This window comes from Methyloglobulus morosus KoM1 (genome assembly GCF_000496735.2).
GTDB classification, from domain to species: Bacteria; Pseudomonadota; Gammaproteobacteria; order Methylococcales; family Methylomonadaceae; genus Methyloglobulus; species Methyloglobulus morosus.
In genome coordinates, this window is sequence record NZ_AYLO01000040.1 from 44,915 (window position 1) to 68,213 (window position 23,299).

At 48.5% G+C, this 23,299-nt stretch carries 19 protein-coding genes and 2 tRNA genes; 14 read left to right on the forward strand and 7 right to left on the reverse strand.

Going from position 1 to position 23,299, the window contains the following annotated elements:
* Nucleotides 1-2: 2 nt before the first annotated feature.
* The 3 genes from ihfA to MGMO_RS05470 all read left to right on the forward strand — a co-directional run bounded on the left by ihfA (nucleotide 3) and on the right by MGMO_RS05470 (nucleotide 815).
* Nucleotides 3-302 (forward strand): integration host factor subunit alpha, encoded by a 300-nt coding sequence (gene ihfA, locus MGMO_RS05460; RefSeq protein ID WP_023494044.1) that lies wholly within the window; start codon nucleotides 3-5, stop codon nucleotides 300-302.
* Complete coding sequence (locus tag MGMO_RS05465; RefSeq protein WP_023494045.1) at nucleotides 283-636, forward strand: MerR family transcriptional regulator; 354 nt, start codon at nucleotides 283-285, stop codon at nucleotides 634-636. Before ihfA ends, MGMO_RS05465 begins: the two co-directional genes overlap by 20 nt.
* A gap of 102 nt (nucleotides 637-738) precedes the next feature.
* Nucleotides 739-815, forward strand: a tRNA-Pro gene (locus MGMO_RS05470).
* 264 nt (nucleotides 816-1,079) lie between these two features.
* Here MGMO_RS05470 and MGMO_RS05475 read toward each other — a convergent pair.
* Nucleotides 1,080-1,166, reverse strand: a tRNA-Leu gene (locus MGMO_RS05475).
* Between the two features lie 316 nt (nucleotides 1,167-1,482).
* On the opposite strand from MGMO_RS05475, the gene rnr reads away from it, so the two are divergent.
* The 3 genes from rnr to MGMO_RS05490 all read left to right on the forward strand — a co-directional run bounded on the left by rnr (nucleotide 1,483) and on the right by MGMO_RS05490 (nucleotide 4,963).
* Nucleotides 1,483-3,738, forward strand: coding sequence for a ribonuclease R (gene rnr, locus MGMO_RS05480; RefSeq protein WP_023494046.1), 2,256 nt, complete (start codon nucleotides 1,483-1,485; stop codon nucleotides 3,736-3,738).
* Nucleotides 3,739-3,769: 31 nt separating this feature from the next.
* Nucleotides 3,770-4,276 (forward strand): DUF1993 domain-containing protein, encoded by a 507-nt coding sequence (locus tag MGMO_RS05485; protein WP_023494047.1) that lies wholly within the window; start codon nucleotides 3,770-3,772, stop codon nucleotides 4,274-4,276.
* Nucleotides 4,277-4,378: 102 nt separating this feature from the next.
* Nucleotides 4,379-4,963: a class I SAM-dependent methyltransferase gene (locus tag MGMO_RS05490; RefSeq protein ID WP_023494048.1), complete on the forward strand. Its 585-nt coding sequence runs from the start codon at nucleotides 4,379-4,381 to the stop codon at nucleotides 4,961-4,963.
* Nucleotides 4,964-5,012: 49 nt separating this feature from the next.
* Here MGMO_RS05490 and tsaB read toward each other — a convergent pair whose 3' ends face one another.
* The 6 genes from tsaB to aceE all read right to left on the reverse strand — a co-directional run bounded on the left by tsaB (nucleotide 5,013) and on the right by aceE (nucleotide 16,382).
* Nucleotides 5,013-5,699 carry a tRNA (adenosine(37)-N6)-threonylcarbamoyltransferase complex dimerization subunit type 1 TsaB gene (tsaB, locus tag MGMO_RS05495; protein WP_023494050.1) on the reverse strand — a complete coding sequence of 229 codons (687 nt, stop codon included), beginning with the start codon at nucleotides 5,697-5,699 and terminating at the stop codon, nucleotides 5,013-5,015.
* Nucleotides 5,696-7,639: an ATP-dependent DNA helicase gene (locus tag MGMO_RS05500; RefSeq protein WP_023494051.1), complete on the reverse strand. Its 1,944-nt coding sequence runs from the start codon at nucleotides 7,637-7,639 to the stop codon at nucleotides 5,696-5,698. The genes tsaB and MGMO_RS05500 overlap by 4 nt, the downstream gene beginning before the upstream one ends.
* A gap of 203 nt (nucleotides 7,640-7,842) precedes the next feature.
* The gene (locus MGMO_RS05505) at nucleotides 7,843-10,773 is read right to left on the reverse strand and encodes a glycosyltransferase (RefSeq protein ID WP_023494052.1); all 2,931 of its coding nucleotides are present in this window, start codon (nucleotides 10,771-10,773) and stop codon (nucleotides 7,843-7,845) included.
* A gap of 67 nt (nucleotides 10,774-10,840) precedes the next feature.
* Nucleotides 10,841-12,325: a dihydrolipoyl dehydrogenase gene (gene lpdA, locus MGMO_RS05510; protein ID WP_023494053.1), complete on the reverse strand. Its 1,485-nt coding sequence runs from the start codon at nucleotides 12,323-12,325 to the stop codon at nucleotides 10,841-10,843.
* Between the two features lie 16 nt (nucleotides 12,326-12,341).
* A complete protein-coding gene (gene aceF / locus MGMO_RS05515) occupies nucleotides 12,342-13,661 on the reverse strand; it encodes a dihydrolipoyllysine-residue acetyltransferase (protein WP_023494054.1) in 1,320 nt (439 codons plus the stop codon).
* Between the two features lie 45 nt (nucleotides 13,662-13,706).
* On the reverse strand, nucleotides 13,707-16,382 hold the full coding sequence (gene aceE, locus MGMO_RS05520) for a pyruvate dehydrogenase (acetyl-transferring), homodimeric type (RefSeq protein WP_023494055.1): 2,676 nt from the start codon (nucleotides 16,380-16,382) through the stop codon (nucleotides 13,707-13,709).
* 305 nt (nucleotides 16,383-16,687) lie between these two features.
* Between aceE and ccmA the strand changes: the two genes are divergently transcribed.
* The 8 genes from ccmA to MGMO_RS05560 all read left to right on the forward strand — a co-directional run.
* Nucleotides 16,688-17,311, forward strand: a complete 624-nt coding sequence (gene ccmA, locus MGMO_RS05525) for a cytochrome c biogenesis heme-transporting ATPase CcmA (protein WP_023494056.1) — start codon at nucleotides 16,688-16,690, stop codon at nucleotides 17,309-17,311.
* Nucleotides 17,311-17,988, forward strand: a complete 678-nt coding sequence (gene ccmB, locus MGMO_RS05530) for a heme exporter protein CcmB (protein ID WP_023494057.1) — start codon at nucleotides 17,311-17,313, stop codon at nucleotides 17,986-17,988. The genes ccmA and ccmB overlap by 1 nt, the downstream gene beginning before the upstream one ends.
* 47 nt (nucleotides 17,989-18,035) lie before the next feature.
* A complete protein-coding gene (locus tag MGMO_RS05535) occupies nucleotides 18,036-18,929 on the forward strand; it encodes a hypothetical protein (RefSeq protein WP_023494058.1) in 894 nt (297 codons plus the stop codon).
* A 104-nt stretch (nucleotides 18,930-19,033) separates the two neighbouring features.
* Nucleotides 19,034-19,801: a heme ABC transporter permease gene (locus MGMO_RS05540; protein WP_023494059.1), complete on the forward strand. Its 768-nt coding sequence runs from the start codon at nucleotides 19,034-19,036 to the stop codon at nucleotides 19,799-19,801.
* Nucleotides 19,798-19,962 (forward strand): heme exporter protein CcmD, encoded by a 165-nt coding sequence (gene ccmD / locus MGMO_RS05545; RefSeq protein WP_023494060.1) that lies wholly within the window; start codon nucleotides 19,798-19,800, stop codon nucleotides 19,960-19,962. The genes MGMO_RS05540 and ccmD overlap by 4 nt, the downstream gene beginning before the upstream one ends.
* Nucleotides 19,959-20,408: a cytochrome c maturation protein CcmE gene (gene ccmE, locus MGMO_RS05550; protein WP_023494061.1), complete on the forward strand. Its 450-nt coding sequence runs from the start codon at nucleotides 19,959-19,961 to the stop codon at nucleotides 20,406-20,408. Before ccmD ends, ccmE begins: the two co-directional genes overlap by 4 nt.
* Entirely contained in the window at nucleotides 20,405-22,342 is a 1,938-nt protein-coding gene (locus MGMO_RS05555; protein ID WP_023494062.1) for a heme lyase CcmF/NrfE family subunit, read from the forward strand. The genes ccmE and MGMO_RS05555 overlap by 4 nt, the downstream gene beginning before the upstream one ends.
* Before the next feature lie 26 nt (nucleotides 22,343-22,368).
* The coding region (locus tag MGMO_RS05560) for an AAA family ATPase (protein ID WP_036307024.1) at nucleotides 22,369-23,299 on the forward strand (931 nt) is incomplete at its 3' end.

Consider the following 23,299-nt stretch of genomic DNA (forward strand, 5'->3'; position numbering starts at 1 on the left):
ACATGGCATTGACAAAAGCTGATTTTGCGGAAAGGCTATACGAAGAACTGGGACTAAACAAGCGTGAAGCCAAAGAAATGGTGGAATTGTTTTTTGAAGAAATTAAGGGGTCTTTGGCGCATGGCGAACAAGTCAAGCTGTCAGGTTTCGGCAAGTTTGAACTGCGCGACAAAAACAGCCGTCCAGGTCGGAATCCTAAAACAGGGGAAGAAATACCCATTACTGCCCGTCGTGTGGTAACATTCCGGTCAGGTCAAAAACTAAAAGCCCGAGTAGAAACGTATGCTGGAACCAAGCAATAATAACGAACTGCCCGTCATCCCCGCAAAACGCTATTTTACCATCGGTGAAGTCAGCGAACTTTGTGCCGTCAAGCCGCACGTCCTGCGCTACTGGGAGCAGGAATTTACTGAACTAAGTCCAGTAAAACGGCGGGGCAACCGCCGCTACTACCAACGTCATGATGTCTTGATGATACGGCAGATTCGGGCTTTATTGTATGAACAAGGTTATACCATCGGCGGTGCCAGGGCGCATTTGAGCAGCGACAATGCCAAGGAAGATTCCATCCGTACCAAACAACTTATCCACCAAATGATTGGTGAACTGGAAGACATCTTGGAATTATTGAAATAAAATCCGTTATTAGTGGGTGGGGAAATTTTCATTTCCCAGCCCAATTATCTTTGAAGATTGCGTCAGCAATCGCATTCACAAAGCATTTTGATTAAAAACTGTCGGGGCGTAGCGCAGCTTGGTAGCGCACTTGCATGGGGTGCAAGGGGTCGCAGGTTCAAATCCTGTCGCCCCGACCAATTTAATCGATTAGCTAAAATTTACGTATCAATTAAAAATGGCTATAAACGTATTGCTACGGGATAACCTTTGTAAAAAACAGGCATAAAAAAGCCGCATGGTTAGCGGCCTTGATCAGGTTATTTGTTTGCTGGGCTACGGAATTTATTCTTGGATCAATCATTCATGTCGATAGGGCGGAGATCGCTTCTTTCGGTGCTATAAACTTCAACATCACGCTGATACCCATATTCTGGCAGGCCACGCCTCTATAATATATGTAATGGTGCCGAGAAAAGGACTTGAACCTTCACGAGCTTTCGCCCACTAGCACCTGAAGCTAGCGTGTCTACCAATTTCACCACCTCGGCAAAGGCGCAGAATGCAAAGCGAGGGCGAAATATACTCGTCACACCTGATTTTGTCAATCGGCTGAATAAGCGTCTTCAAATTTTGCTGTTTGCCTAGCTGTTATCCTTAATAGCTAACCTAATTTAACACTCTGTCAAAAACTGATGTATATTGTAGAGATGAGATGTCCTTTGCAAAAAATTAGTCGACTATACACGACCTAACTGTTACTTTGAGCAAAGCAGATTTACACCCTCCTAATTTATTGCTGTCTTTAATCCGCATGCAGTTATTGTTTAGTACAGTTGGCCTGAAGACTCCAAGTTTGGTAACTAAATGACCTCAAAGTCCAAAAAAGAAGCTGTTTTCAGCACAAAAAAAGATCCCTACATTCAGCGCGAAGCTGAAAAATATGAACAACCCATCGCCAGCCGGGAACATATCCTGCAATTGCTTGAACACACCGGCTTACCGCTGCGCCGTGCCGAGATAGCCGACGCCTTCTCGATTACCGAAGATGAGCAACTTGAAGCCTTGCGCCGCCGATTGCGGGCGATGGAGCGGGATGGGCAATTGCTGTTTAACCGGGCGCAGCAATACTGTGTGGTCAATAATAAAGACTTGATTGTGGGTCGTGTGTTGGGGCATTCAGATGGCTTCGGCTTTCTCAAACCAGATGATGGCTCTGATGATTTGTTCCTGTCGCCGCGCGAAATGAATCCCCTGTTGCACAATGACAGGGCGATGGTGCGTATTGTCGGAATCGACCGAAAAGGCCGCAGGGAAGGTGCGGTCGTTGAAATCCTGGAACGGAACACGCACCAAATCGTCGGCAGGTTGTATAAGGAAGACGGATTTACCTATGTAGTCCCCGACCAGAAAAATATTGCCCAGACGGTATTGATACAAAAAGGAGGGGCGGGAAAAGCTAAACAGGGGCAAATCGTCGTCGCGGAAATCGTCGAGCAACCCACCAAGCAACGACAGCCGATTGGCCGGATCATTGAAGTGTTGGGCAACCACCTTGCGCCCGGTATGGAAATTGAAATGGCGATTCGTTCGCACGAATTGCCGCACCAATGGCCGGATGAGTTGTTGCAAGAGATAGAATCATTAACGCCGGAAGTGCCGGAATCCGCAAAGGAAGGTCGTAGCGATTTGCGGAAAACACCCTTGGTCACGATTGATGGCGAAGATGCGCGGGATTTTGACGATGCGGTGTTCTGCCAGAAAACCCCCAAAGGGTGGAAATTGCTGGTTGCGATAGCCGATGTCTCACACTATGTCAGGATCAACACCGCGCTGGACAAGGAAGCGCAAAAACGCAGCACGTCGGTCTATTTCCCGGAACAGGTCATCCCCATGTTGCCGGAAATCCTGTCAAATGGCCTGTGTTCGCTGAACCCCGACGTGGATCGCCTGTGCATGGTGTGCGAGCTGCTTATCGATCAGGATGGCAAGGTGACGAAATCGCGGTTTTTTGAAGCCGTCATGCGTTCCCATGCCCGTTTGACGTACACGGAAGTCGCCAAGATATTGGTTGATGGTGATAAGGAGTTGATCGCCAAATACAAGGCTTTATTGCCGCATCTTAAGCAATTGTACGAGTTGTACCAAGTCATGCGCGTTAGCCGCGAACAACGCGGCGCGATGGATTTCGACACCCAGGAAACTCGGATTATCTTCGGCGCAAACCGCAAGATCGAAAAGATCGTGCCCACGATCCGTAACGATGCCCATAAATTGATCGAAGAATTCATGATTACCGCCAACATGGCGGCGGCGAAATTCCTGAACACCAAAAAAATGCCCAAGCTATTGCGGGTGCATGACGGCCCCAGCGTAGACAAGCTGATGAGCCTGAAAACATTCCTGGGTGAATTAGGGTTATCGCTGGGTGGCGGCGACAAACCTACGCCGCTCGATTACATGGCTTTGATCGAGTCCGTCAAGGACAGGCCGGATTGTCATTTGATACAGACCGTGCTGCTGCGTTCGATGTCGCAGGCCGTTTACAGCCCGGAATTGAAAGGTCATTTTGGGTTGGCGCTGGATGCCTATGCCCACTTCACTTCGCCGATAAGGCGCTATCCTGATTTGCTGGTGCATCGCGCTATCCGGCATTGTTTGCAGGGCAACAAGCCGGAAACTTTCTTTTACGGCTTCCCTGACATGATAACGCTGGGTGAGTCTTGTTCCGCCAACGAACGCAGGGCCGACGACGCGACCCGAGACGTGGTGAGTTGGCTCAAGTGCGAGTACATGATGGACAAAATCGGTGACGTATTCCCTGGCATTATTTCAGCGGTTACCTCATTCGGATTTTTTGTCGAGCTTGCCGAAATTTATGTGGAAGGCTTGGTGCATATCAGTAATTTGGGGCAGGATTATTACCATTTCGATCCCACTAGCCACCAGTTAAAAGGCGAGCGCACCGGCAGCAAATTCCGTATTGGTGATAACGTGATGGTTAAAGTGGCGCGGGTTAGCCTGGACGACAAAAAGATTGATTTTGACCTTGTATTAAAAAACGCAAGTGCAAAAAAGACCGAAATTGTTGGAAAAACTAACAAAAAAAGCCGTAAAAAATAAATCACTAGCCATTACTTTTTGGAGAAAAACCATGTCACTAACGATGTACCAAGCATCAATCCCTTCTTTTGTTCGCATGTTAGGCAACTTGTCGACGATACTCGACAAAGCCGCTGCCCATGCCGAAGCCAAGAAAATCGATGCGTCGATCTTCATAAACGCTCGTTTAGCTCCTGACATGTATCCACTGAACCGGCAAGTGCAAATTGCCACTGACTTGGTCAAAGGTTGCGCTGCCCGACTTGCCGGAATTGAAGTGCCGAGTTACGAAGACAACGAAACCACATTTCCTGAGTTGCAGGCGCGTATCGCTAAGACCGTGGTGTTTTTACAAAGCGTGGCTGCCGCGCAAATTGATGGCAGTGAAGAGCGTGAAATTACCCTGAAATTCGGGAGTAAAGAAGCCCATTTTTTAGGCCAAGCTTATTTGTTGGATTTTGTGTACCCCAATTTTCATTTCCACCTCACAACGGCTTACGCAATTTTGCGGCATAACGGTGTGGAGATAGGGAAAATGGATTATATCGGCGGTTACTGAGAGGCTGATTTAGTCGTTATTGAAACTTTCTGTGGTCCTTCGGTTAATCATTTTGAAATAAACATCTGCCCGACTAAAAACTAAGTTTTTTGGAGAAAATTAATGTGGGATGAAAGATACAGTGCAGAAGAGTACGTATATGGAACGACCCCAAATAAATTTCTGGAAGAGAATGTCAACTTTATCCCCAAAGGTAAAGTCCTCAGTTTGGCAGAAGGGGAAGGGCGCAATGCTGTTTTTCTGGCGAAACAGGGTTACTCTGTAACCGCTGTCGATGCATCTCGGGTCGGTTTGGAAAAGGCCAGGAAATTAGCTGAAGATAACGGAGTTGTTATTGAATTTATTTATGCGGATTTAGAAGAGTATGACATCGGTGAAAACAGGTGGGACGGGATTGTATCTATTTTTTGTCCTGTGCCCTCGGTGTTAAGAAAGGAGTTGCATAAAAAAGTAGTGGCTGGACTTAAACAGAACGGTGTTTTACTGCTTGAAGCTTATACCCCCAATCAATTGAAGTATGGCACCGGCGGTGGGGGTTCGGAAGACTCGATGATGTCCAAAGAATCGTTAAGCCTTGAACTGGCTGACTTAAAGTTTAGTCATCTCATAGAGCTCGAGCGTGATGTGGTAGAAGGTGTTTACCATACGGAATTGGGCGCAGTAGTCCAGGCCATCGCTTCGAAATAAATATAACGTAACACGATACTATCCCGGTTAACCATGACGTTAAGCGCCATCAATTTCGCTCAGATTCTTTCTTGGCAACCTTATCCCGCAAATAAATGGGCATTGCGTGTTCGGCGATAACTGTCAGGCCGTGATTAAAGCCATCAAATCCTAAGCGGGCAACAGCCCTAGCCCTGGGTAGATTATCGGCTTCATATCGGATAATGCGGTGGGATAGACGGGCTGACAATTCCTGGTGATAAACCCTCCATCCCGTGCCTAACCCAACGCCAGCCACATCAGGAAATACAATTTCACTTGCAGCCAATACGGCCTCTTTCCCCAACAATTCAGCAAAACCTAAAAGACCGCGTTGATAAACACCCCAGTAAACCTGATTCATCCGCGCGTCCATAGCGACGAAAACAAGGTTGTCGTCATTATGGTCGAAAAAATCTTGTGCAACTGCCGCCAGATTGGATACGGGTACGACAGGCAAGCCAAGTGCAAATGCGATGCCTTGGATAACCCCTGTCGCTATTCGCACCCCTGTAAATGAACCTGGGCCGCAACCGAACGCCAGGCCGTCAAGGTCGGAAGGTTGCAGGTTTGCTTCAGCCAATAAGGCATCTATCATCGGCAAGATCAGTTTGCTATGACCATTTGCGGTCAACGTGAATTGCTCGGCGATTTCGCCGTTTATCATCAAGGCGGCGGAACAGGCCTCTGTTGCGGTTTCAACGGCAAGTAATTTCATTGGACGAGTTCTTCGGGCTTATCTTTAGTTCCTTCCGCGTGGAAAAAGGCACGGACATCCGCAATATCGCGGGTGCGTTTCATGGCGGGTACGCTATCCAAAAAAATTTGCCCATAACTTCTTTTCAACAGGCGCGGATCGCACACCATCAATACGCCACGGTCGGTTTCGTCGCGGATCAAGCGCCCTATGCCTTGCCGTAAGGCGATGACGGCGTTGGGCAATTGGTGTTCAAAAAAAGGGTTGCCGCCGTGTTCGGTTATCGCGTTCAATCGTGCCTTAAGTACGGGGTCGCCGGGTGAGGCGAACGGCAGCTTGTCGATAATCACGCAGGATAAGGCCTCGCCCCTGACATCCACACCTTCCCAAAAACTGGCCGTGCCGAGCAAGACCGCATTGCCTTTGCGCGTGAACTGTTCTAAAAGTTGCGCCTTGGGTTTTGTGCCTTGGATTAATAAGGGATAGCTAATGCGATATTCCAGCAATTCTGCCGCCTGTTTGAGTGCGCGGTGGCTGGTGAAGAGGAAAAACGCCCGGCCTTTGCTGGCTTCCAGCACAGGAATGACAAATTCGACAATCGCTGGGATAAAATTGGCGTCATCCGGTTTCGGCAACCCTTTGGGATGGTAAAATAAGGATTGGTTGGCGTAATCGTAAGGGCTGCCCCATTGTTTGCTGGGGATATCCCCCAAACCCAAGTTGTTGGCAAAATGGTCGAACTTGTCCGCCACGCTCAACGTTGCCGAGGTAAAAATCCAGGTTGCCTTATGTTGCTGCATAAACGTACTGAATTCCTTGGCAATATCCAGTGGAGTACGGCTTAAGGTGAAGGTTTTTCGATGTGTTTCGTACCAGCGGATCCACTGTCCGGACTTGTCATCAATAATATCGTGTAATTGCAGGGAAATGTTTTCCGCTCGCTGATAGCACAAATCCAGTTCCTTGGTTTTGACCGATGCCAGCTTGAGTTGTCCGGTCAAGTGTTGCAACTGTTCCGTGACCGCCCTTAAACCCGACATCACCTTAGGGTTGTTTTTGATCTCTGCCCAATCGCCGCGTTTTAGTTCGATGCCAAATGCCAAGCGCAAGTCCTTGGTTTCACGTTCCAAACCTTCACAGGCTGCCCTGAGTTCCGGTAAGTCGGTGGCATCTTTGTGATACTCGATTAAGGTATCTTTAGCCAAGTCAAGCAATTGCTTGCCGCCGACATGAATGCCGAGAAAGTTGGATGCAGTTTCCGCCAGTTGGTGCGCTTCATCGACAATGACCACCTCCGCATTGGGCAGCAATTCGCCGAATCCGTTTTCCCGTATTGACCAATCGGCACATAGTAAATGGTGATTAACGACTAACAAATCGCACTCTTGGGCTTTTTTCCGGGCTTTCATCAAGAAGCATTCGTTGTAATCGGGGCAATCCTGCCCCAGGCAATTTTCCACCGTGGAAGTGGCCATATACCAGATCGGGTCGCCCTCGTTAAGGTCGGACATTTCCGCAATATCACCGATTTTAGTGCGTCCTGACCAGGACTTGATTTTGCCCAAGGCAGCGGCTTCTTCTTTGCCAAAACCGAAAGTCGAATCCAATGAATTTTGCAGTCGGTACTTACATAAATAATTGCTCCTGCCCTTGAGCAATGCCGCGACAAAAGGCGTTTTCAAGGCTTTGCGGATAATCGGCAAATCCTTGTTGAAGAGTTGGTCTTGTAAGTTTTTGGTGCCCGTCGAAATGACCACTTTTTTGTCCGATAGAATCACGGGAACCAGATAAGCAAAGGTCTTGCCCGTACCCGTACCGGCTTCTGCAATCAAGTTTTGGTTTTCTTCGATGGCATTGGCGATGGCTTCAGCCATTTCAGCTTGCGCTTCGCGAGGCTGGTAGCCTTCCAAAATGTTGGCCAATGCGCCGTTGCCGCTGAAAAAAGACCTGAATTCGTTCACAAGTCAGATTTTCCTGGGGGAAAGAAGTCATTTGAACGCATGTGGATTCTTGGGTTGGTCATTCAATAAAGTATTCTAACTGGAATTATAGGTGATGTCCGAGAAGAGGTTTGGGCAGTTTATAGCGTAATCAAAGGCTAGGGGAAAGAATGGCAATCCCCTCACTATTGAGAGTTTTAATGAAACGGTTATGGCGTGACGGCTTATACTTCGTCCAGTTCTTCCATGGAAAGGGCTGATTTGTTCCAACCGTAATTAGGTGCAATACTAATCAACAAGGTGATTAATGTGGCAATATAAGGCACTGATTGCACCGACAATACGGCGACCCACAAGTGACCGCTAAGGTTGTCGAAATGTTTGGCGTGACTCATAAATACAATTGACGAAACCAAAAGAAAAAGCAAAAGCAACTCTTCCCTGATGGTCATCAGGCCGGTAAATAAGGGGCCTTGCTTTTCGTATTTAGGGGTACGCATGAAAGGCTTGCCGTTGATGAACAATCCTTGAATAGTGCCTTTTGCAACCGTATGGGTTAAAGACAAGCCTGCCAAGGACGCGCCGATGGAATGCCAAACAGAGCAGGGGACACGGACTTGATAAAGCCATAAGCTACGGATTATTTTAAAACTGAACAAGCCGATGGTGGGCAATAGGAAAGCCGTGATTGGCAATTCTATGTTGGGTTTGTTGCCTTCGATTTCAAAGTCATGAATGAACAACCGATCTAAGAAAGTTAACACCTGGTCGACGAAAAAAAACACCCGATCTTGAATAAGAGCGGCATCAACGTTATTCAATTGTTGCATTAAGATGTCAAATAAAGGCCCTAATTTAACGCCATACCAAATAAAGCCCGTCAATATTAAGCTGGCTGTGGTAAATAAAAGTGCCAGCGCATCGGAAAACCAAGGCAACCAACCGGCTACAAAATAATAGCGTTGGGCCGATGTTAATGGCGATTTTTTGGTCGGTATAAAGCTGCGCCAATGTGCCTTGATAATCTGCATCGCTCCGTATACCCAGCGATAACGCTGGGTCATATAGCCGGACATCGTGTCCGGCATCAGTCCCTTACCAAAGGAGTCTTTGCAATACACGGAATCATAACCCGCCTCATACAGCCTTAGCCCCAGCTCGCTGTCTTCGCAGATGCACCACTGCGCCCACTTTCCGACTTCGATGAGTGCCGATTTCCTGACCATCGTCATCGTGCCATGTTGGATGATGGCATTGTATTCGTTGCGTTGCACCATGCCGATATTGAAGAAACCGGCATATTCCCAGTAACAGAATGACTTGAACGCGCTAATATGCAAGTCGCGATAATCTTGGGGCGATTGTACGAAGCCGACATTCTCGTTGTCGAAATACGGCACCATGCGTTTCAGCCAGTCTGGCGAGAGGATGTAATCGCTGTCGATAACGGCGATGATTTCCGCATCGCTGGCGGTCTGCTCCAGGGCGTGGTTAATCGCCCCCGCCTTAAAGCCCGGCCAGTTTTCCAGGTGGAAAAAGCGGAATTTCGGTCCCAGACGTTTGCAGTCTTCTTCCACAGGCTGCCAAACGGCGGGGTCTTTGGTGTTATTGTCCATCACCAGGACTTCAAGGTTGGGGTAGTCCACGTTCGCCAATGCTTCCAGGGTTTTTCTGACCATCATCGGCGGTTCGTTATGGATGGGCAGGTGTAGCGATACTTTGGGATATTTAAAATCCGGCCCCGGTTCTAGGGGCTGGAATGTCCGGGCCGTTTTACGGTGCCAAACGACCTCGGCAATTTCCAGGCTTTCGATGAGCAATATGACGAGCGCCATGATTTGCATCAGTACAATGAGGATCCAGAACGTAATGGTTATACTGGTTTGGTATTGCTGTGCGCCGATAGACACTGTCCAAAAGATAAACGATGCCGCGAGATTGGCAACCACCCCGAAGAATAATATGCCGGGTAGCTTGATTGTGTTACGGGTGTATAAGAACAACCCCATGATAAGAAGACTGAAAACTGCCGCACCAACTGCCCAGTGTTCCCAAGAGGGTAAGGTAATGACATCGCCGTCCATCGGGAATTTGAGCTGCCGGTCGGCGTTGAAAAGTCCCCAATAAGCACCTGCTGAGCCTTCATCCGTCCGTTTCCAGGGTTGGTCGAACGCTTCAATGACATAATAAGTCAGCTTTTCTTTAGCGGCGCGATTCAAGAATTGGCGTAAAAATTTGGCTTGGTTGGTTTTCGAAGCGATTGCATGTATTTTAGGTTGCCCATCCGAAGGCCAGCCGACTTCAGTAATGACGATGGGTTTATCGGGGAATGCCATCTGCATTTGATGGTAACGGTCGAATACATAATCGACGGCCTCATCGACCGATATGCCTTCCCAATAAGGCAGGATATGGACGCCGATATAATCGACTTCCTTGGCAATTTCCGGATTAGCCAGCCACCTGTCCCACGTTTCCGAGGTACTGACGGGACGTCGAGTGTGTTTTTTGACTTCACGGATATAGTCGATTAATAATTCTTTTGCAACATCGGGGTTTTTTAGTTTTCGTTCCCAGGCTACCCAAATGGGAGAGAATGGGATAGGGAATTTGTTGTCTTGGGCAACCCGTTTAAGTTCTTCCTTAGAAAACTTAATATATTTTTCTAAAGATGAAACACTGAGTTGTTTCGAACTTTCTTTGAGTCCGGCACGGGTAGCGTCTTTACGCAGCAACACCTCATTGCCTACCATCAGTCGGATGATCCTGTTATTATCCTGGTTGCTGAGTTGAATGAGTTCCGCTATTTCTTGGTTATTTTCTTCGAGATCGCCGTCAATCCAAGCGCCTAAAGTGACGTTAAGGTTGTGCTTGGCAGCCAATTCCGGGACTTTATGCATCCCTTTTAACACCTTATAGGTGCGGACAGCGTGGAATTTTCCCTCTAATAACGCTAAATCCTTATCAATGTCCTCTTCGGAATGGGTTGTTTTAGTCCGTGGATTTTCATCTTTTTTTGTGGGGTCAAATGTGACGCCCAGCGTGGTGTTGGTCCACGGCTCCAACTGGAGTGGGTTGTTGATGTAGCTCCAGATACTGAAATTGATGGCGACCAGCAGGGCAAGAGACAGGATTATGGCTAACGTTCTTATCATCGGTGTACTCGGTGTTCGAATTTTTCAAAGAAGTGGGAGCTATGCCTTAATGGGCTCGATGAACAAATCAGCTCTTCTTGACGTAAATATCCGTAATCGTGCCGATTATCATTTCGGCGGCAAAACCTAAGGTTTCAGACAAGGTTGGATGCGGATGGATAGTCAGGCCTACATCTTCGGCATCGGCACCCATTTCCAAAGCCAGGACGGCTTCGGCAATCAATTCACCTGCGTTGGTGCCGACAATGCCAGCGCCCAAGACCCGCCCCGTGCCTTTTTCGCAGATCAGTTTGGTGATACCTTCCTTGCGGCCGATGCTTAATGAACGCCCGCTGGCCGCCCAAGGGAAAGCGGCCTTGTCGTATTCGATGCCTTGTTGCTTGGCCTGGATTTCGGTCAGTCCCATCCAGGCGATTTCGGGGTCGGTATAAGCGACGGAAGGAATCGTGAGCGCGTCGAATGCCGCTTTATGCCCTGCGGCTACTTCCGCCGCGACTTTCCCTTCGTGTGTAGCCTTGTGTGCCAACATAGGGTTGCCGACTACGTCGCCAATGGCAAAAATGTTTTTGATGTTCGTACGTTGTTGCTTGTCTACGGTAATAAAGCCGCGTTCATCGACGTTGACGCCTGCCAGGTCTGCACCAATGGTAAGGCCGTTGGGTTGCCTGCCCACGGCGACTAGAACAGAGTCAAACACTTCGGATTCCGGTGCGTCTTTCCCTTTATCGCCAGGGATGGTGTGTATGCCGCTAGCCGGTATGGAATCGGCGCGGTCAAAAGAAACTTTAAGGCCTTTGGCTTGCGCTTGGATAGAGCTTACTTTGGTTTCCAGCCAGATATTCTTGTATTGCTTTTTAATGCGGTTATGTAAAGGGCGAATCAAGTCCTTATCGCAACCAGGGATGATCTGGTCCATCAACTCGACCACACTAATTTCCGAACCCAAGGCGTGGTAGACCGTCGCCATTTCCAGGCCGATGATGCCACCGCCAACAATCAACAGTTTTTTGGGGATTTGCTTAAGTTCCAACGCATCCGTCGAATCCATTAAGCGCGGGTCGCCATAAGGGAATGTGGGGATTTTAGTAGGATGCGATCCAACCGCGATAATGGCTTGGTCAAATTGTACGCTTGTTGTCGAGCCGTCATTAGCGGCAACTGAGATTGTATTGGCGGAAGTGAATTTCCCTAAGCCGTAAACGACAGTGACTTTCCGCTGCTTAGCCAAGCCCGCCAGTCCGTCATTTAAGGTTTTCGTAACCCCTGCTTTCCAGCTACGCACTTTGTCGAGATCAATTTTGGGTTTGCCGAAGGTGATGCCGTTATTCCCGAATTCTTCTGCTTCATGAATGACTTGTGCGATATGCAGCAAGGCCTTAGAAGGGATGCAACCGACGTTTAAACAAACCCCGCCAATAACAGGATAACGCTCAATCAATACAACTTGCTTGCCTAAGTCTGCGGCACGGAAAGCGGCAGTATAGCCGCCGGGTCCGCCACCCAACACAACGATTTCGGTTTTTAGGTCATTATTTTTGGGGGTTTCAGCCATTTAATTTTATCTCCATTTAAAGCAATAATCGCCGAATATCGCTCAGGTTTTGTTTGATATGGGCCATAAATCGTGCGCCTTCTGCGCCGTCAATGACACGATGGTCGTAAGTCAAATCGAGCGGTAACATCAGTCGAGGGACAAATTCCTTACCATTCCAAACCGGCTGCATTTTTGCACGGGTTACCCCTAGGATTGCGACTTCGGGTGCATTGACGATAGGGGTAAATGCCGTGCCGCCGATGCCGCCCAAGCTGGAAATGGTGATACAGCCGCCTTGCATATCGGTTGGCATGAGCTTGCCTTGCCGTGCCTTGTCGCTTTTTTCGGCCAGTTCGTTAGCCAGTTGATTGATGCTTTTGCTGTCAACATTACGTAAGACGGGCACGACTAAGCCATTGGGCGTGTCTACGGCGATACCGATATTGCAGTATTTTTTGAGGATCAGGTTCTCACCATCGGCGGACAGGGAGGCATTGAAGCTGGGAAATTGCTTCATCGCGGCAACCAATGCCTTGATAATGAACATCAAACCGGTAATTTTCACTTCATCCTTGGCTTTTTCTGCATTTAATGTCACGCGGAAAGCTTCCATTTCGGTAATGTCGGCCTCTTCATGGTAAGTCACCATCGGAAGGTTGAGCCAGACACGGCTGAGGTTTTGGCCTGTCAACCGTTTAATTTTACTGAGTTTCTGCGTTTCGATGTCACCGAATTGGGAGAAATCAACGGCGGGAATGGGCGGAATGCCAGCGCCGCCTTGCGGCGCACCTTCACTCATGATTCGTTTGACGTAGGCTTGGACATCCTGTTTTAGGATGCGGCCTTTACGGCCATTGCCCACCGTTATTTTGGCGATGTCTACACCTAATTCCCGCGCAAACAGGCGTATGGAAGGTGAGGCGTGCGCTGCCACAGGAACGCCATGGTCAATCGCGATAGCTGGGGTTGTTGGGAGTGGGGCGGGTTTTACGGATTCTGGGATGTTGGTGGGGGCGGTTTGTGTTTGTGCAACGGGTGCAGGTGTCGGCACTTCGAATGTTGCCGTAGTCGCTTCGGGCTTTGCTGCTGCGACGGGTTGGGTGACATCGGAGCCATTTATCAATACCGTTGCCACCAAAGAACCTTCAGCCACTTTATCGCCGGGTTTGATATGTACTTGTTGGACGGTTCCACCTGCGCTGGCGGGTAATTCCATACTGGCCTTGTCGGTTTCCAACGTGGCAATGGACTGGTCTAATACCACGATATCACCGGGCTTAATCAACACTTCCACCACGTCTATACTGGCAACGCCACCCACATCAGGGATTTTTATTTCGATTACATCAGCCATTTTTATTGTTATCCTGTTTTTGTCATCCCAAGTTAGCCCACTCGATCAAGTTAACCAAGGTGCTGTTATGTCGGTGGCAATGCCGTATTTGGTGAGCGCTTCGGCCACTTTGGATTTATCCAATTTGCCCAAATCAGCCAAGCTTTTTAAGGCTGCAATAGTAATGTGGAAACGGTCAACTTCAAAGAATTTGCGGAGGTTGCTGCGGGTGTCGGAGCGACCAAAGCCATCTGTGCCCAGCACGGTATAAGGGACAGAAATATAGGCACGAATCTGTTCGGCAAATGTTCGGGTGTAATCGCTAGCGGCAATCACAGGTCCTTCGGCGTTGTTTAAACATTTGGCGACATGCGATATTTTGGGCGATTCCAGCGGATGCAAGCGATTCCAGCGTTCACAATACTGTCCTTCCCGCGCCAATTCGGTAAAGCTTGGGCAACTCCAGAGGTCGGTTTCCACACCCCAGTCATTACGCAACAGTTCGGCCGCAAATTCGACCTCACGGAAAATAACGCCGGAACCTAATAGTTGAACGCGAGGTGCTTTCGATTTTGCCCCACGCTTAAAGCAATACATGCCTTTTAATATATCGGATTCCGCGCCTTCAGGCATGGCAGGGTGAGCGTAATTCTCATTCATTACCGTGATGTAATAAAAGATGTCTTCCTGTTCGACATACATACGGCGCATCCCGTCTTGAATGATGACAGCCAATTCATAGGCGAAAGTCGGGTCGTAGGAGACGCAATTAGGCACGGTGGCGGACATCAAATGGCTATGACCGTCCTCATGCTGCAGGCCCTCGCCGTTTAATGTCGTCCTGCCCGCCGTGCCGCCCATCAGGAAGCCTCGGGTGCGTTGGTCAGCGGCAGCCCAGATCAAATCGCCAACCCGTTGGAAGCCAAACATGGAGTAATAGATAAAAAACGGGATCATCGGCACATTGTTGGTGGAATACGACGTACCCGCCGCGATCCAGTCGCACAATCCACCGGCTTCGTTGATGCCTTCCTGCAGCACTTGGCCGTGCTTATCTTCCTTATAAAACATCAATTGCCCAGCATCCTGGGGGGTATACAACTGGCCGACTTGCGACCAAATGCCAAGTTGCTTGAACATGCCTTCCATGCCGAACGTCCTGGATTCATCAGGGACAATGGGTACGATGCGCTTGCCGATATTTTTGTCTTTCGCGAGGATGTTGAGCAGGCGCACAAACGCCATCGTGGTGGAAATTTCACGGCCTTCGCCGCTGGCTTCAAGTAAGGATTTGAATTCGCTAAGCGCTGGAATTTCAAGGGTGTAGGATTTCGTACGGCGCGAAGGGAGATGCCCACCTAAGGTTTCTCTTCTTTGGCGCATATATTTGATTTCTTTTGAGTCTTCTGGGAAGGTCAGGTAAGGCAAGTCATGGAGTTGTTCGTCCGTTACCGGCAGTTCATAACGATCCCTGAAATGCTTTAAGGACACATCATCCATTTTTTTCGCCTGATGCGCGGTATATAAGGCTTCCCCCGCCGCCCCCATGCCATAGCCTTTAATGGTCTTGGCAAGGATAACGGTCGGTTGGCCTTGATGGTTGATTGCCGCATGAAAGGCCGCATAGACCTTTTCGGAATCATGCCCGCCGCGATTGAGTTCCCAGATGTCGCGGTCGGACCAGTCGGCAACCATCGCCTTCAGTTCTGGCGTGTTAAAGAAGTGTTCCCGCACATACGCACCGTCTTTGGACTTGAATGCCTGGAAATCCCCGTCCACGCAAGTCATCATCCTCGCCGCTAACAGGCCATCCTTGTCACGGGCGAGCAGGGCGTCCCAACGTTGCCCCCAGATGACCTTGATGACATTCCAACCCGCACCACGGAATTCGCTTTCCAATTCCTGGATGATTTTGCCATTGCCGCGTACCGGGCCGTCCAGCCTTTGGAGATTGCAGTTGATGACGAAAATCAGGTTGTCCAGTTTCTCGCGTCCTGCCATGCCGATGGCGCCCAATGATTCCGGTTCGTCGGTTTCTCCGTCGCCCAGGAATGCCCACACTTTGCGTTCGGAATTGTCGGCAAAGCCCCGGTCTTGCATATAACGCATGAAACGGGCTTGGTAAATCGCCATGATAGGGCCCAAGCCCATGGAAACGGTAGGGAATTGCCAGAACTCGCTCATCAGCCAAGGATGGGGATAAGAACACAATCCGTTGCCGCCTACCTCTTGACGAAAATTATTCAATTGCGCTTCAGTCAGTCGACCCAGCAAAAAAGCCCGTGAATAATCGCCCGGTGCGGAATGACCCTGGGTGAAAATCAAGTCCCCAGCGAATTGGTCAGTCGCAGCGCGCCAAAAATGATTGTAGCCGACATCATATAAGGTCGCCGCCGAAGCAAAGCTGGCGATATGTCCGCCCACATTGGTGTTTTTGTTAGCACGTAACACCATCATCATGGCATTCCAGCGTACGTAAGAGCGAATGCGTTGTTCAATGGCAAAATCGCCCGGAAATTGCGCCTGTTGCGCGACCGGAATAGTGTTGATATAGGCCGTATTGGCGCTAAAAGGAATGTCAAACCCAAAATGGCGTGTTACCGCGACCAGCCGTTCAATCAGAAAATGGGCTCGTTCGCTGCCTTCAATTTCCAAAACGGATTGTAACGCCTCGATCCATTCCTGTGTTTCTGCAGGATCAATATCTTCCTGACCGGTAATTTCCGATAATAAGTTGCTCATTTTTATTCCTGTTGGGGCGGGGCTTGCAATGTTCATGGTCGATTGGCGAGATGAAGTTGCTTGAATGTTACAAACTGACGGGTTCTGTATAGAAGCCAAAGCGAAATGATCCTGAATACGTTCATTGCTTGGTATTATATACAAAATTCCGTTAGGGATGTCGAATGACGCTTGAGGTGATAAAATTTTGTACTAGTTATGATGATTAGTATTGCCTAAATCTGAGTTAGGCTGCTCTTCGGCAAACGAACTCAAACCATTCAGTCAGTTGAAACTATCGAAATTAGTACAGTAACCAGCTAAAAATGCACCCCAAATCATGCCATAAGTTGGAAGGCCAAAATCTAAGCTGCACACGCGACGACAGGGAATTATTTGCAGGCCTTGGGTTTGCTGTCCATCCAGGCCAGGTACTGTTACTGGAAGGCAACAATGGCAGCGGTAAGACTTCTTTATTACGAATAATCTGCGGATTTCGTGAGCCTGATACCGGCACTGTTTCATGGGGTGAGGAAGCAATTCCGCATTACCAGTATTATTCGGATATGGCTTATGTCGGCCATTTGGACGGCATTAAAAAAGAATTGACGGTGTTGGAAAACTTAAAGCTGTCGCAGGCGTTGAGCCAATCGGGAAGGTTAACAATCCAGCAAGCATTGGACAAAGTTCGGCTATCGGGTTATGAAGATACCTTAATCCAAGCCTTGTCGGCAGGACAAAAAAGGCGTTTGTCACTGGCGCGGCTGTTGATTACCCACAATGTCTTGTGGATATTGGACGAACCTTTTACCTCATTGGACAAGCAAGGCATAACCCTGATGGAATCATTAATGGCCGAACATTGCGCCAATGGTGGCATGATCGTCATGACATCACACCATGACATTGACTTAAATGGCGTTGATGTGCAGCGTATAAGGCTGTCTTGATGGCTTTGTTTGATGCGTTTACGGCAATTGTTCGCCGCGACTTGGTATTAGCCTTGCGGCGGCGTTCGGAGTGTGCCAATCCCGTGTTGTTTTTTATCTTGGTTATTACCTTGTTCCCGTTGGGAATAGGGGCGCAGCCCAAATTATTGCAAGCGATTGCGCCTGGCATCATCTGGGTTTCGGCTTTGCTGGCGACGATGCTTTCCTTAGACAGCCTTTTCCGTTCCGATTTTGATGACGGCTCTTTGGAGCAGATTTTGTTAAGCCCCTATCCAACATCCATCCTGGTTTTAGGCAAGATAACCGCCCATTGGTTGACGACGGGTTTGCCGTTGCTGATCGTTGCGCCGTTGCTCGCCGTTTTTCTAGGCCTGCCTAATCAGTCCTTAAGCATCTTGTTGTTAACATTAGCGTTAGGTACGCCCATATTAAGCTTGATCGGTGCAGTCGGCGTTGCCTTGACCGTAGGGTTGCGCCGTGGCGGCATGATCTTGTCTTTGTTGGTGTTGCCCTTGTACGTACCCGTCTTGATCTTTGCCAGCAATGCCGTCGAGATGGCGGGCAGCGGCTTGCCTGTGGCTGCGCAAATTAATATCTTGGTATCGATGCTATTGATGGCTTTGGTGTTGGCGCCTTGGCCGACGGCAGCCGCATTAAAAATGAGTATAAATTCATAATATCCCGTAAAATGTGAAAAATAAAGACCAACAAAGAGCAATGCACTATGACTTCTGGCAAATACCTTTCCGTTTTTACCTTGGCAACCAAACAGCAAAGAAAAGAGAATTTTGAGGATTACTGGCGTTTTACCCAGCAGCATGGTGGCGAGTTATACGAAGCAGAGCAAGATTTGGCAAAGAAACGTGCAAAACTCAAATATTTTAAGGATAACCCCGTCAAACTGCACAAGCCGCTGGTCGATCCTGATGCGTTTTATCGCAACTACATAGAAATGAAGGATGACCCTAAATCCCTGGATCGTCTTACCATAATGTTAACAGGTATGTACAAGTTTGCCCGGCATGAATGGGTAGGCATTAAAGGTGCTTGGGATGTCGTCCCCGATATGGCGAATTCCCATTCGCTGGAAGATAAAATCAGCCGCATACATTTGGCCGAAGAGTTTTGTCATTGGCGCTTGTTTGATGAGATGTTGCGGACTTGTGGTTTAGATAAGGTTGAATGGATGCCCTTGTCACCGTGGAAAGAATGGGTTTACGAACAATTCCCTAAAGTTCCCGGTTTCTTGATGGATACACCGGCATTTGTCACTGAATTGATGGGGGTCACCTATTATTTCCATTTGCATCGCTTGTTTGATGACATCTTGGCGGATGAGCCTGAAGTCCGCCAACGAATGAAAGAATTGTTGGATGAAATCACTATTGATGAAGTGGCCCACGTAGGTCAGCGCAGAAATTTCATTGGGCCTATCGGTATGAAAATTTCAAAGTGGATGGTAAAGCCTTTATATACCCTGTTCTTTAATGACATCCCTGAAGTTGGACAATTGTTCGATGTGAAGCAAATGATTAATGATGGCGAAGCCTTTGATTTTAATGAAGTGCCAGACTATATGATCGAACGGACTTGGATACCTTCTTATTGCAAGGCTTGATAAACAGAATAATTTTAAATGTAAGCCAAGGATATAAAGCTCCCTTTTAGAGTCAATTGAATGCCCTTTGTGCCTTGTACCTTCTGCATTGAGCCTAATCATTTATGTTTTTAGTCCCTGACCCGGTTGTCCGGTTTTTCCACCGGATGGCATCACCGCCACATTTTTATGCGCTAACCGAACGATTGATGCCGTGGCTTGTCGTTATTTTCTTATTGTTGGCGGCAAGTGGCCTATATGGCGGCTTGTATCTCGCACCACCCGATTACCAACAAGGCGACAGTTACCGCATCATTTATATCCACGTTCCCAGTGCTTGGATGTCGTTGTTTATCTATGTGGTGATGGCGATTGCGGGTGGCATCGGCCTGGTTTGGCGGATTAAGTTGGCGGAAATCGTCATGATTAGCAGTGCATCGGTCGGGGCCAGCTTTACCTTTATTGCCCTGGTGACCGGTTCCTTGTGGGGTAAGCCGATGTGGGGGGCGTGGTGGGTATGGGATGCGCGGTTGACATCGGAATTGATCCTGCTGTTCTTGTATCTGGGTGTCATCGGTTTGTATGGCGCGATGGATGACAAGCGCAGTGCATCCAAGGCGGTGGCTATCCTGGCATTGGTGGGCGTGGTCAATATCCCGATTATCCATTACTCCGTCGAGTGGTGGAATACCCTGCACCAGGGCCCGACGGTCACGAAAATGGACAAACCCTCGATACACGTCACGATGTTGGTGCCTTTGTTGTTAATGGCATTGGCGTTCAAGATTTATTACCTGATTGCCCTGATATTGCGGGCTAGGATCGAGCTATTGCAACGCGAACGTAATGCCCAATGGGTCAAAACTAAAGCGGTTGAGGAAGGTGGCTTATGAGCGCGCAAGAATTCCTGGCGATGGGCGGGTACGGCTTTTATGTGTGGACATCTTATGGCATTTGTTTAGTCGTCTTGGTTGCCAATGTGGTCATCCCTGTCATTCAACGTAAACAATTTTTGCGCCAGCAAGCGCTTAAACAAAAACGACAAGATTCATGAAACCTGCCAGAAAACAACGTTTGATCTTGATTGGCCTGATGGTGCTGGGCGCGGGGTTGGCAACCGCATTCGCACTCAAATCTTTCAACGATAATTTGATGTACTTTTTCCCGCCTACTGACGTGGTGGAAGGCAAAGCACCCAAGGGTACTTTGTTTCGCTTGGGCGGTATGGTCATTAAAGGATCGGTAGAAAGGCCGGATAAAGGCATGATGGTGCGTTTTAAGTTAACCGATTTCAATAAAGAAGTGACCGTCGAATACACGGGTATCCTGCCGGACTTGTTTAGGGAAGGGCAAGGTATCGTCGCGCACGGAAAATTAAATCCGCAAGGCGTTTTTATTGCCGAAGAAGTGTTGGCAAAACATGATGAAAACTATATGCCGCCGGAAGTTAAGGCGAGTTTGAAAAAGCCCGAAGGCACTGTGTCAGGTCAAACACAATGATTCCTGAGATCGGTCATTTTGCCTTAATCATGGCCTTATGTATGGCGATTACCCTTGCCATCGTGCCGATCTTCGGGGCAAGCCGCGCAATCACTGGGTGGATTGCCATTGCCAGGCCGACGGCATTTGGGCAATTATTGTTTGTGGCAATGGCGTACGGTTGTCTAACCTATAGTTTTTTGACGCACGATTTTTCTGTGCAATATGTGGCCATGAATTCCAATACCGCACTGCCCGTGTTGTATTTGTTTTCGGGCGTATGGGGCGCGCATGAAGGTTCATTGTTGTTATGGGCGTTAGTATTGTCCTGCTGGACGGCTTTGGTTGCACGGTTTAGTCGGGACATTCCCGACGCAACAGTCGCACGGGTCTTGGGTGTGATGGGGATGGTAAGCGTCGGCTTTATCCTGTTCTTGTTGCTGACCTCGAGTCCGTTTGAACGCCTGTTCCCAGCTCCCGCTGAAGGTCGGGATTTGAATCCCTTATTGCAAGATGTTGGGCTTGCGATACATCCGCCCATGCTGTACATGGGCTATGTCGGCTTTTCCGTAGCCTTTGCATTTGCGATTGCCGCCTTGATGCAAGGCCGCTTGGATGCCGCTTGGGCGCGTTGGTCGCGGCCTTGGACAACGGTAGCCTGGACATTCTTGACGCTGGGCATTGCGCTCGGGAGTTGGTGGGCTTATTACGAACTGGGTTGGGGCGGTTGGTGGTTCTGGGATCCGGTCGAGAATGCGTCCTTCATGCCTTGGCTGGTCGGCACGGCCTTGATCCATTCCTTGGCGGCAACTGAAAAACGCGGCGTGTTCAAGACCTGGACTGTTCTCCTGGCTATCTTTGCCTTTTCATTAAGCTTGCTGGGAACTTTCCTCGTGCGTTCGGGTGTGTTGACGTCTGTCCATGCCTTCGCCAGTGACCCAGCCAGAGGCTTGTTTATCCTGATTTTCCTAGCGATAGTCGTCGGCGGCTCGTTGCTCTTATACGCAATCCGTGCGCCTCACGTCAAAAGCAGTGCGACTTTTGAGATGGTGTCCAGGGAGTCCGTCATCTTAATCAATAACGTGTTGCTCGTGGTGACCGCATCCAGCATTTTGTTAGGGACGTTGTACCCTTTAGTGATTGACGCGCTGGGTTTAGGTAAAATTTCCGTCGGGCCGCCGTATTTCAATGCCGTATTCATTCCGCTAATGGCACCGTTGGCGATTGCTGTCGGCTTGGGGATGCTGTTGCGCTGGAAGCGCGATAGTTTAAGTGAACTCACCTCAAGGGTGCGTTGGTTGATCTTGGTATGCCTGATAGGCGGATTGGCGTGGCCCCTGCTGATGCCGTACTATTCATGGGCTGCCGCACTGGGCTTGACCTTGGCCTTATGGACGGTTGCCATGACGGCGCTGTCGTTCATTGACCGCTTGGGCGACAAAGGCTTTTCCTGGGAACGACTGACCAAAATCCCCGCCGGATTTTATGGTATGTCGATTGCCCATTTGGGAATCGCCGTTTTCGTCATCGGCATTACCCTGACTTCCGTGTACAGTGTCGAAAAGGACATCCGCATGTCCCCTGGCGAAACGCTGGCGCTATCCGGTTATACGTTCAGGTTTCAAGGGATCAAAGAAACCCAAGGCCCTAATTACATTGCCCAACAGGGGCTGATAACGGTTAGCCATGAAGGTAAGGCGGACGTCACGCTTGAACCGCAAAAACGGGTTTACCAAGTCCAAAAAATGCCCATGACGGAAGCCGCCATTGATGCCGGACTGTTCAGGGACTTGTTTGTCGCCATCGGCGAACCACTGGGGGATAACGGCGCGTGGAGCCTTCGGATTTATTACAAATCCTTTATCCGCTGGATATGGTTGGGTGCGGTGTTCATGGCGGTTGGCGGATTGTGTGCGACTTGCGATAAGCGTTATCGGCCAAGAAAAAATGTTTAGCAACGCATAAGTTGGTAATAACGAGTATGAAGCTAAAAAACCTGAAAATCACTAATTTTCGATGTTTTGAATTTTTGTCAATTGATTTAGATGAACAATTGACTGTGCTGGTGGCAAAAAACGGCCAAGGAAAATCATCCGTGTTGGATGCCATCCGTATTGGATTGTGGCCTTTTGTAAAAGGTTTTGATTTAGCTAGAAATCCTGCTAGCGACACTAAAAATAATATTAGTATTGATGATGTTAGGATAACATTTAAAAAACCAAGTCGACAAATGCTACGCCAATTGCCAAGTAAAATAGCATTCGAAGGTGATTGGGATATTGATTTAAAGGTAAAGGGGTTCGAGAAATATAAGAAAACTTGGAACTGGATGCGGATTCGTGACAGCGAAGCCAAAGGTACGAAAACCAAGGAAAGAGGAGCTGCCAGAGTAATCAAAATTTTGGCATCTATAACTCAAAATTTCGCTAGAAATCCAGAAAGTCATGAAATTGATTTACCTGTTATGGGTTACTACGGCACTGGGCGACTTTGGAGTCAAAAGCGCTTAACTGAAGGTAAAACTGTCCGAGGCATAGAAAATCCTGATTTTTATATGCGTTTATATGCCTATCGAGATTGCCTTGACCCTGCGTCATCTTATAAACATTTTGCAGATTGGTTTATCTGGGTATTTGAGTGCTACAGAGAAGACCAAATTAAACAATCGGAAAAGGGACTACCGCCTGAAATAGTTTCAGAATGGTTAAATACTATTCAAATTGTACAAATAGCTATCGACAGTCTTTTGTATGAAACTGGTTGGCATACCTTAGAATATAGTGTGAGCCATGAAAAATCACTCGTACTTAATCATGATGAGCATGGAATATTAAAAGTCGAGTTATTGAGTGACGGTATTCGTGGTGTATTGGCGATGGTCGGCGATATTGCTTATCGTTGTATCAAATTAA

Coding starts and splice junctions, on each gene's coding strand:
- ihfA (WP_023494044.1), top strand. CDS start 3: ATGGCATTGACAAAAGCTGATTTTGCGGAAAGGCTATACGAAGAACTG.
- MGMO_RS05465 (WP_023494045.1), top strand. CDS start 283: ATGCTGGAACCAAGCAATAATAACGAACTGCCCGTCATCCCCGCAAAA.
- rnr (WP_023494046.1), top strand. CDS start 1,483: ATGACCTCAAAGTCCAAAAAAGAAGCTGTTTTCAGCACAAAAAAAGAT.
- MGMO_RS05485 (WP_023494047.1), top strand. CDS start 3,770: ATGTCACTAACGATGTACCAAGCATCAATCCCTTCTTTTGTTCGCATG.
- MGMO_RS05490 (WP_023494048.1), top strand. CDS start 4,379: ATGTGGGATGAAAGATACAGTGCAGAAGAGTACGTATATGGAACGACC.
- tsaB (WP_023494050.1), bottom strand. CDS start 5,699: ATGAAATTACTTGCCGTTGAAACCGCAACAGAGGCCTGTTCCGCCGCC.
- MGMO_RS05505 (WP_023494052.1), bottom strand. CDS start 10,773: ATGATAAGAACGTTAGCCATAATCCTGTCTCTTGCCCTGCTGGTCGCC.
- lpdA (WP_023494053.1), bottom strand. CDS start 12,325: ATGGCTGAAACCCCCAAAAATAATGACCTAAAAACCGAAATCGTTGTG.
- aceF (WP_023494054.1), bottom strand. CDS start 13,661: ATGGCTGATGTAATCGAAATAAAAATCCCTGATGTGGGTGGCGTTGCC.
- aceE (WP_023494055.1), bottom strand. CDS start 16,382: ATGAGCAACTTATTATCGGAAATTACCGGTCAGGAAGATATTGATCCT.
- ccmA (WP_023494056.1), top strand. CDS start 16,688: ATGCACCCCAAATCATGCCATAAGTTGGAAGGCCAAAATCTAAGCTGC.
- ccmB (WP_023494057.1), top strand. CDS start 17,311: ATGGCTTTGTTTGATGCGTTTACGGCAATTGTTCGCCGCGACTTGGTA.
- MGMO_RS05535 (WP_023494058.1), top strand. CDS start 18,036: ATGACTTCTGGCAAATACCTTTCCGTTTTTACCTTGGCAACCAAACAG.
- MGMO_RS05540 (WP_023494059.1), top strand. CDS start 19,034: ATGTTTTTAGTCCCTGACCCGGTTGTCCGGTTTTTCCACCGGATGGCA.
- ccmD (WP_023494060.1), top strand. CDS start 19,798: ATGAGCGCGCAAGAATTCCTGGCGATGGGCGGGTACGGCTTTTATGTG.
- ccmE (WP_023494061.1), top strand. CDS start 19,959: ATGAAACCTGCCAGAAAACAACGTTTGATCTTGATTGGCCTGATGGTG.
- MGMO_RS05555 (WP_023494062.1), top strand. CDS start 20,405: ATGATTCCTGAGATCGGTCATTTTGCCTTAATCATGGCCTTATGTATG.